The 11,817-nt window shown below is 60.7% G+C and carries 8 protein-coding genes; all 8 read right to left on the bottom strand.

The window, feature by feature from the left end:
• Positions 1–27 precede the first annotated feature (27 nt).
• Positions 28–1,137, bottom strand: coding sequence for a mannuronate-specific alginate lyase (locus AC07OV_RS19020; protein ID WP_494997228.1), 1,110 nt, complete (start codon positions 1,135–1,137; stop codon positions 28–30).
• Between the two features lie 8 nt (positions 1,138–1,145).
• Positions 1,146–2,594: an alginate O-acetyltransferase gene (locus tag AC07OV_RS19015; RefSeq protein ID WP_495092769.1), complete on the bottom strand. Its 1,449-nt coding sequence runs from the start codon at positions 2,592–2,594 to the stop codon at positions 1,146–1,148.
• 11 nt (positions 2,595–2,605) lie between these two features.
• Positions 2,606–4,195 carry a mannuronan 5-epimerase AlgG gene (gene algG / locus AC07OV_RS19010; RefSeq protein WP_495092767.1) on the bottom strand — a complete coding sequence of 530 codons (1,590 nt, stop codon included), beginning with the start codon at positions 4,193–4,195 and terminating at the stop codon, positions 2,606–2,608.
• On the bottom strand, positions 4,195–5,682 hold the full coding sequence (locus AC07OV_RS19005; RefSeq protein WP_176995001.1) for an alginate export family protein: 1,488 nt from the start codon (positions 5,680–5,682) through the stop codon (positions 4,195–4,197). The genes algG and AC07OV_RS19005 overlap by 1 nt, the downstream gene beginning before the upstream one ends.
• Positions 5,679–7,193 carry an alginate biosynthesis TPR repeat lipoprotein AlgK gene (algK, locus tag AC07OV_RS19000; RefSeq protein ID WP_495092766.1) on the bottom strand — a complete coding sequence of 505 codons (1,515 nt, stop codon included), beginning with the start codon at positions 7,191–7,193 and terminating at the stop codon, positions 5,679–5,681. Before algK ends, AC07OV_RS19005 begins: the two co-directional genes overlap by 4 nt.
• 18 nt (positions 7,194–7,211) lie before the next feature.
• A complete protein-coding gene (locus AC07OV_RS18995; protein ID WP_176994999.1) occupies positions 7,212–8,378 on the bottom strand; it encodes an alginate biosynthesis protein Alg44 in 1,167 nt (388 codons plus the stop codon).
• 36 nt (positions 8,379–8,414) lie between these two features.
• Complete coding sequence (gene alg8, locus AC07OV_RS18990) at positions 8,415–9,896, bottom strand: mannuronan synthase (RefSeq protein ID WP_162276396.1); 1,482 nt, start codon at positions 9,894–9,896, stop codon at positions 8,415–8,417.
• Between the two features lie 83 nt (positions 9,897–9,979).
• Positions 9,980–11,296 (bottom strand): nucleotide sugar dehydrogenase, encoded by a 1,317-nt coding sequence (locus tag AC07OV_RS18985; protein WP_176994997.1) that lies wholly within the window; start codon positions 11,294–11,296, stop codon positions 9,980–9,982.
• Positions 11,297–11,817 lie beyond the last annotated feature (521 nt).

Genomic DNA, 11,817 nt, shown 5'->3' with positions numbered 1-11,817 from the left:
GCCGGGCTCCTACAGGAGGGTATTCACCTAACTGCCTTTGTTGCCTTTTTCATGCGCCGGGTCGTAGACCTTGGTCAGGTCACCCCCCAGGCGGAACGTCTTGAACGGTTGCATGCCGTGCTTGCGCTCCACCACATCCGGGGCGCAGGTGTAGAGGGTGCAGAAAGGTTCGAGCCAGGCGAATTTCATGTCCTGCTTCAAGTCCTTCATGTCCTGTTCCTTGCCGTTCTTCTGCTCGAAGATGTCCGGGTCTTTCACCCCGGCCAGCACTTTGTCGCCCAGGCGCTTGAGTGCGCTGTTGTTTTCCTGGCGCAAATCAACACCGTTGACCAGGGCAAAACTGGCGATCATCGACAGCGGCGGCAGGGCGTAGTTGTGGTACGACAGGGCGCGTTGCTGACGCTTCAATTCGTTGGGCAGGAAGCCCTGGTCATCGACCTGGTTCACGCCGACCTTGTATTCCTTCACCGCCCAATCAAACAGGTCGCGACGGTTGGTGGCGACGGACGTTGCCATCACCGACCACGCAGCCCAGTAGGAGTGGTTGTTGGTTTTTTCCAGAGGCAGGTTGTCCCAGTCGCTGACGACCTGATCGGCGAGTTTGTTGAACCATGCCTCGATCAACTGCGATTCCTGCTGGTGGTTGGCCAGCGGGTGGGAGTCGGAAAACTTCAGGCGCACATAGGCCGACGCCATGCTGCCCAGCGCCCATTTGCGCATGGACTTGCCGGTGTGGTTGAAGTCCTTGGACATCAGCGCATCCGCCTTGGCCCAGCTGGTCAGCCAGTTCAGGGTGCATTCCAACTGCTCCGGGCGACCGTCGCGCATGAACTGCATCACGCGCTTGCTGGTGTCTTTTTCCAGCTTGGTGATGTCGGCCGTGCTGTCGCGAAAGGCTTTTTCAGATTGCACGTTCAGCGTGGCGCGAGCTTTGTCCGAACCTTCGTACTTGCTGCGAAATTGCAGCGAACCGGTGTACGGCGCCGGCATGGCGTCGCAGTCATTCTTGAAGTCGCCGGTCTTGAACGCCTCGATCGGGGCGAAATAGCCCTGAGGCGGGCGCAGTGGCGCGGCGGCGTTGACCGAGCCTGCGAAGATCGCAAGGCCCAGTAACGTAGGGATCAATAACTTCTGCATAGGTAACCTCATTGCCCAGTTGAAGCGGTCTGTTGACCACCGGCTGGGAATACGTTGCGTGTGCAAATTTTCGCTTCAACCTTCTGCGCGGCCTGGCCTGCTTCGGGGCCCTGGACTTCCACGGCCAGCAAGTTCTGCGAGGCCCAGTCTTCATCGGTGCGCAGTTCGAAGGCGAAACGCCCGTCTGTATCGGATGTTTCGGGTTTTTCGATCTTCAGGTCCTCGTGGCGCCCGTTCATGTACCAGAGGGTGGCTTGCAAGGTTTTCACCGACGGGTCGGCGAAGCGGATATCAACCTGGTGACTGGCGTTACGCAGGTCTTTGTTCGAACTGTTGACCAGCAATTCGTTCTTGCCGGGTTTCAAGGTGGTGCTGGAGGTCATCTGCGCGGTCTTGCCTTCGCAGCCGTTGTCGAGCAACGCCATCATCTGGCGGTAGATGGTTTCCTGGTCCAGGCGGTACAGCGGCGAGAATTCCCAGATGAGGATTTTCGGCGGGCTCTTCTGGAATTCATCGCTGCCCAGGTACTGGATCATCGAGCCTTCCAGGCCACCGCCCGGGAAGGCGACGTTGAGGATGTCAGCGCCGATTTCCTGTTCCAGGAAGCCCGCGAAGTTGTAGTTCTTGCCGCTGTGGCTGGTGCCCACCAGGGTGATCTGCGGGTTGCCCGAATCGCCGAACAGGTCGCCGTCACCCGCTTCGCCCTTGGGCTCGGTGGTGAACTGGTCCATGTACTGGATCGCGTAGCTGGTACCGCACAGTTGCCCGGCCATGTTGTGCAGGGTGCCGGTCTTGCCCATACGCCCGGAGCGCTTGGTCTCGAATTCGCGCTTGGGAATGTCGGCGAACTCAGGCATGGCGCGTACTTTTTCACCGACGATTTTCGCCGTGCGCTGGGCGCCGTACGGCGTCCAGTGTTGGTCACCACGGAAGTAGAAATCGTGGGCCGGCAGTTCATCCGGCAGTTGCTCGTTGGTGAGCGGCGACAGGTCCGGCACCACATAGCCCATCTTGGCGAAACGGCCGAGCATGGTTTTGTAGTTGGTCAGAGCCTTGTCGAAGTCGAACTTGGCTTTTTCTTCCGGGTTGAGCTTGTTGCGGTTCACCAGGCCACGGGTTGGCTGGTAGACCACCACCAGTTCCACGCCCTTGGCCTTGAACGCATCGTGCAGTTGCTGCATGCGCTTGTAGCCGGCCGGGCTGGTGTCGAACTCGGTGCGCAGGTCTTCCTGGGTACGGAACAACCAGTCGCCCTGGGCTTGCACCAGGGTGGTGAAGTTCTGCTGGTAGCGCGTGGTGTAGTTGCGCGCATCGTGGGCGGCCGGGCACAGGCTGCAGCAGGGTTCGGCAGTAAAGGTCGGGGCCTTTACTTCATCGGCGCGTACGCCCTGGCTGGCCGCCAGCAGGCCGAGGGTCAGACCCGAGAGGCTCAGCAGTTTGATCATGTTTGGGTGCATAAGGGTCATCCTCAGTCCTGCATTTCGGTCTGGCGTTCGACAGGGTCGATCAGCACGGCTTTCTGCTGGCGCACCAGCAGGTCGAGAATTTCTTCCTGGCGATCACCAAGAACGCCGGAGAAGCTGATGCCACTGGATTTGGTCGGCGCCAGCATCGACACGCGGTACAGCTCGATGCTCAACGGCGAGTCGATCGACAGCGGCCCGCTGCCGTTACCGGCAAGCTCACCGCCCACCAGGATCAGCGAGACCTTGGCGTCGAACGGGTCGAGGGCGATGTCGCGGTCGGTGTCGGTCAAGTCCTTGATGTGGCCGTACACGCCGGTCAGGCCGTTGGCCATGGCGGTGTTTTCGTACAGCTTGATGTTCACGCTGTTACGCACGCGGATGCCGTGGCGACGGTTGCTGATCACCTTGTTGCCCCACAGCAGGTTGTCGCCGCTCTCATAGAGGGTGATGCCGTCGGTGTGGTTGCGGTAGATCTCGTTGTCGGCGATCAGGTTGTTCACGCTGTTACGGTCGATCACCAGGCCCGACAACTTGTTGTCGTAGCTGCGGTTGTTGAAGATGAAGCTGTCGTTCACTTCCCGCGAAATGATGATGCCGTGCTTCTTCTTGGTGCCGTACACGGTGTTGTCCGCAATGATCAGGCCGTGGGAACGGTCGTGGGGGTCAATGCCGTAGACGATGTTGTCTTTGTAGGTATTGCCCTTGAGCACAAAGCCGGTGGTTTCGTAGCAGTAGAAGCCGTACCACATGTCCGAGAACTCGGAATCAATAATCCAGCCAGTCGGCTCCGGGCGCTTGAGCACCTTGGCCATGTTCGGCGTGTACTGGGAAATACTCACCCCGTACGACTTACTGTTGGCGTAGCCGAAGCTGGCCATCTTGCTGTTGGCGACGTAGGTTTCGGTGCCGCCCCAGGCCAGCAGGAACGGGCGGAATTCCTTGGGCGACTTGAACAGCGCCGGGCCGTTGGCTTTTTCGCTCCAGCCGGTGATCTGGGTGTCACGTACAAACAGTTGGCCGTCGTTGATCAGGAACGAACCGGCTTCCTGGGACAGGCGCAATTGCTGGGTCTTCTTGTCGATTTCCAGGATGCCTTTGCGCCCGACCACAATCGGCAGCTTGGCCAGGAACACACCCGGTGAGGTTTCGCTGAAGTACTGCTTGGGCACCTTGCCCAGCAGGTCCTTGAGGTTCATGTAGCCGTCATCGACGAAGATCGCCTGGGGAATGCCGTGCTGGCGCACCACCCATTCGGCCATCTTGTTGTCACCGCCGATAAAGTCCTTGAGGGCGTCTTCCTGCATCATGCGGCGCAGGCTGATTTTGCCCGGCTTGGTCCGCACGATTTTCTTTTCCATCGCCGCAGCGGTGTAGCCGGACAGATCAGGCAGGGCCGGTTTATCCATTTCCAGTGGCGCCGTCGGCGGGCTGGAAATGGTGTAGGTCTTGGCCTGTTGCAGCTCTTTGGCGATGGTCGGCGCCTTCACCGCCGCACCGTCGGCAAAGGCCGAAGTGCTGGCCAGCAGCATGGCTGCGACCAGCAGGCTGACCGAGCCTTTGAGGGCTTGAGGGTTCATCGCGCAGGCTCCCATCAGAATTTCCAGATCACGTCGACAAAGGCGCGGTGCATGTACGAGTCCACCTGGCTGCCATAGGCGTCACCCGGTTTGAACACGCCTGCACGAAAGCGCACCAGGGCCGACGGTTCGTCGATCGACTGGCTGAGCGCGGCCGGCAGCAGGCCTTTTTTGAAGTACTTGGTGACGACCAGGTCCATCTCTTGGCCCAGGTCTTTCTTGCCGTCTTCAAGGGGCAGGGAGGTGCTGGACAGGATCGCGCCGGTCACGTCATCGGTGTTGTTCTGCACCGCATCGATGCCGTTGCTGCCCACCGGCTTGTTGCCGTCGACGCGCCAGAACTTGTGGTACACCAGGCTGGCGTCGTAGTCCTCGCGCAGCTGCCAGGAACCGAACAGGCTCATGGACTGCATGTTGTTCATCTCGCCACGGAACGCTTCGCCGAAGCGGTGCAGGCGCGATTGGGTGCCGGTCCAGTTGGAGCGGTTGCTTTGCAGGCCGTTCTGTTCGTACTCGGCGCTGGCGCGGGCATAGGCCGCGCCTACTTGCCATTGCGGGTCCAGACGCAGGCGGATACCCAGGTCGGTGGCCCAGCCGTTCACGTCATCGCTGCGCTTGGCATTCGTTGGGCGGGTGCCGTCGGCGTTCAGCGCGTTGACCGTGTCACGGTTGCCCTGCATGCCGGTGACGCTGGCCCAGTAGTTGACGGTGTTGGTGTTACGCCAGTTGTAGGCATCGCTGTTGGCTTCGATGCCGAGCCAGGTCAGGTCGCCGTTTTCGCGCTTGTCCAGCGGGTCGGAAGCCACACCCGGTTCGGCGTAGTCGAGCTTGCCGTCGTCATGGGTGTGGTGACCGCGCAGGCCGATCCACTGGCCCGGCGTCCACTGGTAGGCAGCGTCGGCGTAGAAGTGTTGGCGGTCTTTGTCCTTGGGCGACAGTTCCTTGAGGTCGGTGCGGTATTCGCTGAAGCGTTCAGCGGCGCCGATATTGGCCTTGAGCAAGGTGGTGTCGAAGGTCCAGTTCAGCGCCTCGATGTTGGTGTCGCGCCATTGGCCGTCGTCATTGCGCAGGCGCTGGCGACCGAACTTGAGGATCTCGCCGGGGTAGGGCGTGAAGCCGCTGTAGCCGACCCAGAATTCGCGCAGGGCCAGGTAGTTTTTCTTGGCTTTGCGGTCATCGTTGCTCGACTGTTCTGTGGTGTCATCGGCCGACTGTTGCAGGGTGTCGGTCTCGATGATGTCGCTGGAGGTCACGGCCTGGCCCATGGCGTAGGCGCTCCACGCGCCGCTTTCGCCATAGATCCACGGGCGTAGGTCGAGGCCGATGCCGTTGACGTCGCCGCCTTTCTGGGTGCCGAGGTCGCGGTCATCTTCGGACTGCGCGGTGGCTTTGACTTCCAGGCCGAAGTTCTTGGCTTCGGTGAGCGCAGCCAGGGTCGGGCACGACCACAACAAGGCGAAGGTCAGGCCGATACCGGCCTTGACGAATGGGTTGAGCTTCATAGGGATTCCTCGCCGTCTTCTTCATCCAGGGCGTGCAGTTGCAGCGTGCTCTGGGCCAGGGTGCCGCGGGCGGCCAGCTCTTGTTGCACCAGGCGTTGGCCCTGGGTGCGTTGCTCCGGGGTCAGCGGGGCTTCGAGTTGCGTGGCCAAGTCGTTGGCCTCTGGCGTGTCCTGGGCTTTAGCCAACTGGCTGAAGACATAGGCGTTCAATGGGTCGGGCTTGGTGCCCTTGCCTTGGGAAAACAATTGGGCGATGGCGAAGTCGGCGCTGTTCTGGCCATTGCGCGCAGCGGTCAGCAAGTGATCCAGGGCTTTTTGCGGGTAAACCTTGCCCAGGTAGCCACGGCGGTAGATCTGGCCGAGGTAGTAATCGGCGGCCACTTCCTTGCCCACGGCTTTTTCGAAGTGCGCTTCGGCGGCCTTGGCATCGGCCGGCACCCACTTGCCTTCGTAGTAGAGCTTGCCCAGCAACAGCTCGGCGCGCGGCTGGTCGGCGGCGCGGCCGTTGTCCAGGTACTTCATCATCTGGTCGACGTCGCCCAGTTCCGGGAAGTCGTAGAGCAGTTGCGCCAGGCTGACCCAGGACGCCGGGTAGCCCGGGGCGATTTTTTCCAGCAGGGCCTGGGCGGTTTTCTCGTCTGGCTTGCCCAGGGAGGCATCGCCGAGTACGCGAGCAACGCTGTCGACCCGTTGTGCAGTGACGGTGCCACGGCTGTAGCCGGCTTCCATTTGCTTGAGCAGTTCGGCCTGTTTTTCCGGCTCGGCTTTTTTCTGGTAGACCGTGGCCAGCTCGACATAGCAGATATCGGTGGTGTTCAGCGCGGCCTTGCAGATGCGCTCCACATCATCCAGATGCTGGTCGTAGGTGCCTTGGGTGCGATACAGCAGCACCTGGGCCAAACCGGCTTCCGGATAACCCGCGGCCTGCCACTTGCTGATCTGCTGCTGGGCGTTCACGTTCGGGAAACTGTGAGGGTATTGCAGGTAGAGCATCGCCAGCGGGATCAGGGTGTTGCCTTCGCCATTGGCAAAAGCCTTTTTCAACAGGCCTTCGGCTTCGTGTTGCTCGGCTTCGGTGGCACCGGGCTTGGCCACCAGCAGACGGCCGAGGCGAGCCTGGGCACGCGGCGACGTGTCAGCGGCGGCGCGGTAGGTGGCTTCGGCCTGGCGGATCTGCTCGGGGTCACGGGTGGTCACCTGGATATCGGCCAGGCCCACTTGGGCCTCGCTGTAACCCAGGTCAGCCAGTTGCTGGTAATTCTGCTGGGCGGTGACGGTGTCGCCACGCTTGAGCGCTTCATTGGCCAGGCGCTGGTCGGGCAGGCCGGCGCAACCGGCCAGGCTGACGGCCAGTGCCAGAGCACAATACACGGCGGCTGCATGCGATCTGCCTTGTGTGGGAGCTGGCTTGCCTGCGATGCGGGCACCTCGGTATATCGGGTGTACCGAGTCGATGCCATCGCGGGCAAGCCCGGCTCCCACAGAGGGGAGTGGTGTGTTTGGGAGAGTCATCACAGGCATGTCCTCTGCTTACAGACCGTTGGCCATGGCTTTATCGATCAGCCAGTTCAGCGAAGGGCCACGGTCGCTGGTCACTTCCACCGGGCGGCCGGCGTAGGTGCTGTCCAGCGGTGCGTCAGGCTTGATCTGTACGCGGATGTCGGAGGACAGGTCGGCGCTGTTCAGGCTGGTGCTGCTGACGATGGTGCCGGTGCGGATCTGTTCTTCGTCGGCCACCTGGAAGCTCACCGGCGTGCCTGGGCGCACGTCAGCGAACTGGCGATAGGTGAAGCGCGCTTCCACGTTGGCCTGGCTGCCGCGTGGCACCAGTTGGAAGATCACGTCGCCTTTGCTGGCGTATTGGCCGTCGGCGACCATTTGCTGGGCTACCACGCAGTCGCACGGCGACGTCAGGGTGCCGGTCATTTGTTTGCCGAACAGCTCTTCAACCTTGGCCGGTTGCAGTTGGTCTTCGTCCAGGTGGCCCTTGAGCACATCGAGCATGCTGGTGCTGAAGGTGGCGAGCGGCGCGCCTTTGGCAGCCACGGCGTCACCTTTGAGCAGGCTCTGCACGGTGCCGTCGCGTGGCATGGTCACGTTCATGCCGGGCACGCTGACCAGGCCGGCCTGGGCGTGGCTGACGAAGTACATGCCGTACACCGACTTGAACACGAAACCGAACGCAGCCAGGCCGACGATGAAGATACCGGCGCTGAAGGTCACCGCACGCAGGCGACCAAAGGCGGTCATGCCGCTGCCACTGTCCTTGACCTTGCGCGCCTTGGTGAAGTTGTCGCGTTGCAGGGTCGCCAGCACGTCGCCCATGGTCACGATGTCGCCGGATAAGTGCGAAGTGATCAGGTGGCGCAGGGTGGAAATATCCTGGGGTTCCAGGTTCTGGAACTGGCAACCGGTGCGGCCGGTCTGGCGGTCGTAGGAGCGGATTTGCAGTTCCACGTCCATGGCCAGGCCCAGGTTATCGATCACAAACTGCAGGCGGCCCTTGTGCACTTCGCCGACGGTCAACGGCTGGGTGGAGGTGAAGGCCAGGCCGCCGGCAGACAGGTCGATGACCCGTGCTTCGGTCGGTGTGCGGTCAGTGTTGAAAAAGCGCAGCTTGGCCGGGATTTTCACGCGGGCATGTTGGCGCTGGGCTTCGGATTCGTGGACAACGTTGACGTTTGCTTGGCTATTCATCGGTGTAATTCCTAGGTTAATTCAGGCTTGGCAGGGTCAGACCATCATCAGCAACACGGCGACGAAAATGCTGCCGGCGGAGAAGGTCATGGTCCGAGACGACCAGGTGTTGAACCAACGTTGAAAGCTGGCCAAATCGCGGGTCAGTTTGGTGTCCTGGCGGGTCCAGGACTGTTGATCAAGGCGGAAGAACACGTAGATCTTCACCAGCGCGCCCATGATCTGGTTGTAATAGAGAATCACCGGGTAGGCCGGGCCGATCTTGTGGCCGGAGCACGACAGCAGCAGGGTGAGAATCAGGCGGGTGATGCCGATCCACAGCAGGTAGGCGAGGATGAACGCGCCGCCGTACTTGAAGGTGGCGATGATCGCCACGGTCAGGCCGAGCAGGGAGGTCCACATCGACACACGCTGGTCGAACAGCACGATGCTGGTGAACAGGCCGAGGCGGCGAACACCCAGGCCCAGGGCACGGGAGTTCTGGCGCAGGTTGTTGCCGTACCAGCGGAACATCAGCTTGCGGCTGGCCTTGATAAAGCTTTTTTCTGGCGGGTGTTCCACGGTGTTGATCGCGGCGTCCGGTACGTAGAAGGTGTCGTAGCCCAGGCGCATCAGGCTGAACCAGCTGGACTTGTCGTCACCGGTGAGGAACTTGAAGCGGCCCAGGCGCCAGTGTTGCAGCGAGTCGCTTTCCACGTCGGCGATAAAGCCCGGGTCAGTCACTACGCTGGCACGGAACACCGACATGCGACCGGTCATGGTCAGCACGCGCTTGGACAGGGCCATGGAGCACATGTTGATGTGGCGTTGGGCGAAGCGCAGCTTGTGCCATTCGCTCATGATGTAGCCGCCACGCACTTCGCAGAATTCGTTGGTGGTGAGGCCACCGACGTTGCCGAACAGCTGGAACCACGGCACGGTCTTGCGCACGACGCCTTCGGCGAGCACGGTGTCGCCATCGATCACGGCGACCACGGCGCGGTCATCCGGCAGGTGGCGGGAGATGGCACGGAAACCGAAGGCCAGGCCGTCACGCTTGCCGGTACCGGCGATGCGCACGAAGTCGAGCTTCACGTGCTCCGGTGGGTTCATGCGTTCCCACAGGCTTTTCACCAGCAGTTCATCGGACATTTCCACCAGCGAGCACACCACGGTGGTGGGGAAACCGCATTCGATGGCTTCGCGGATCACCGAGCTGTAGACCTGCGCGGTGGTCAGCGCGTCGATACGAAAACTGGTGACCATCAGGAACACATGGGACGGGTCGGCGGCCTTGCCCAGTTTGCGCACTTTGCGGCGCAGGTGCGGGTAGACCACGTACAAAAACAGCATGCCGCGAAAGAAATGCGTAGCACCCATCGAGTAGCGCCAGATACCCACGGCGCCAATCAGGAAAATAAAATTCTTCGACTCCGAGTCGAACGTACTCGCCGGCAGCAGCAGGGCGAGTCCCATCAGCAGGCTGAGGAAGAACAGCCAGCCGGCGGATTGCAGTAGTACATGTTTTAACTTGGACATAAGCGTCATCCGAAGGTGAAGGAGGTTCCAGGCGGCAGGCGCTGGGGATGGAAACGCCTGCCGCCTGGAACTTGCCGTTGCTGTTACCAGCAAATGCCTTCGGTACGACCGGTCGCACAGGTGGCCTTGGACATGAAGCCCACCAGGTCGATCACTTGCTTGCCGTGTGGAGCGTTCTGCGCCAGGGCGCGGAATTTCTCGTCGCGGTTGCCGAGGATGATCACGTCGGAGTTGTTGATCACATCATCGAAGTCCGAGTTGAGCAGGGACGACACGTGCGGGATCTTGCCCTCGATGTAGTCCTTGTTCGCGCCGTGGACACGGGCGTATTCGACGTTGCTGTCGTAGATGCTCAGGTCGTAGCCCTTGCCGATCAGCATTTCGGCCAGGTCAACCAGCGGGCTTTCACGCAGGTCGTCGGTGCCGGCCTTGAAGCTCAGGCCCAGCAGGGCGACTTTGCGTTTGTCGTGGCTGGAAACGATGTCGAAGGCGTTCTGTACCTGGGACTCGTTGCTGCGCATCAGCGAGTTGAGCAGCGGCGCTTCCACGTCCAGAGAGCCGGCACGGTAGGTGAGGGCGCGCACGTCTTTGGGCAGGCACGAACCGCCGAAAGCGAAGCCTGGGCGCATGTAGTACTGGGACAGGTTGAGGGTCTTGTCCTGGCACACCACTTCCATCACTTCACGGCCATCGACGCCGACGGCCTTGGCGATGTTGCCGATCTCGTTGGCGAAGGTCACCTTGGTGGCGTGCCACACGTTGCAGGTGTACTTGATCATTTCGGCAACGGCGATGTCCTTGCGGATGATCGGTGCATCGAGTTCTTCGTAGAGCGACTGCAGGACATCGCCGGAGGCTTTGTCGAACTCGCCGATCACGGTCATCGGTGGCAAGTCGTAGTCGGCAATGGCGGTGGACTCACGCAGGAATTCCGGGTTGACCGCGACGCCGAAGTCGACACCGGCTTTTTTGCCCGAGCAGTCTTCGAGGATCGGAATCACCACGTTGGCCACGGTGCCTGGCAGCACGGTGCTGCGCACGACCACGGTGTGGCGGGTGGTTTTGTCACGCAGGACAAAACCGATCTCGCGGCACACGGCTTCGATGTAGTCGAGTTCCAGGTCACCGTTTTTCTTGCTCGGCGTACCGACACAGATCATCGACAGGTCAGTGTCACGGATGGCGTCGGCGAAGTTGGTGGTACCGCGCAGTCGACCGGTTTCGATCCCCTGGCTCAACAGTTCACCCAGACCCGGTTCAACGATTGGCGATTTGCCCGCATTGATCAGGTCGATCTTTTCCTTGGAGATGTCTACGCCCACCACTTCGTGGCCACGGGCAGACAGGCAACCGGCACACACTGCGCCAACGTAACCCAAACCAAATATGCTGATGCGCATCGCATTTACCTCTTGTCATTGAAGACGATTTTAATCATGCCAATTAGATGGCCGGAGTTCATGTTTGCAAGCGTCACTGTTGCCGCGGAAGTTAGACGACTAGACGCCGACTTACCGCGTACAGGCATGTTAAATAGCGAGTGACTAACTATTGCACTCAAGTTGTGCGCAACTTGGCCTTGTTATTGGGGCTTGCCCTGAAATGCAGCCGGGCTACCTTGGAGAAGGGCCCGACGCCGGTGCCGCAGGGGCTTGATAGAGGCTTAAAGCCCTTAATTATCAATCACCTGGGTGTCACCACCGACACATTTAGGTAAGCGCTGCCTTGGCCTATAGGGGATAGCAACCAGTCCTTATCGCCGCCCTCAACTCAATTCAGTTGATGATATGACCCGTGAGTCAAAGTTGATGGGGCAACTTTGCTACTTCCTTGGGTCGCTATGTAAGTCATCTCCTACAGAAACAGAGAATTTCGTTACCGGTGGTATGAGCCGTGCGTTTTGGCGAAGTTCCAGGCCGCT

It is taken from the genome of Pseudomonas sp. GW821-FHT09A09 (assembly GCF_059418405.1).
This window is presented reverse-complemented; position numbering and strand designations above follow the sequence as displayed.

Excerpts from the sequence above, each read along its gene's own strand:
- AC07OV_RS18985 (WP_176994997.1), bottom strand. The coding sequence starts at position 11,296 with ATGCGCATCAGCATATTTGGTTTGGGTTACGTTGGCGCAGTGTGTGCC.
- algK (WP_495092766.1), bottom strand. The coding sequence starts at position 7,193 with ATGACTCTCCCAAACACACCACTCCCCTCTGTGGGAGCCGGGCTTGCC.
- AC07OV_RS19005 (WP_176995001.1), bottom strand. The coding sequence starts at position 5,682 with ATGAAGCTCAACCCATTCGTCAAGGCCGGTATCGGCCTGACCTTCGCC.
- AC07OV_RS19015 (WP_495092769.1), bottom strand. The coding sequence starts at position 2,594 with ATGCACCCAAACATGATCAAACTGCTGAGCCTCTCGGGTCTGACCCTC.
- AC07OV_RS19020 (WP_494997228.1), bottom strand. The coding sequence starts at position 1,137 with ATGCAGAAGTTATTGATCCCTACGTTACTGGGCCTTGCGATCTTCGCA.
- algG (WP_495092767.1), bottom strand. The coding sequence starts at position 4,195 with ATGGGAGCCTGCGCGATGAACCCTCAAGCCCTCAAAGGCTCGGTCAGC.
- alg8 (WP_162276396.1), bottom strand. The coding sequence starts at position 9,896 with ATGTCCAAGTTAAAACATGTACTACTGCAATCCGCCGGCTGGCTGTTC.
- AC07OV_RS18995 (WP_176994999.1), bottom strand. The coding sequence starts at position 8,378 with ATGAATAGCCAAGCAAACGTCAACGTTGTCCACGAATCCGAAGCCCAG.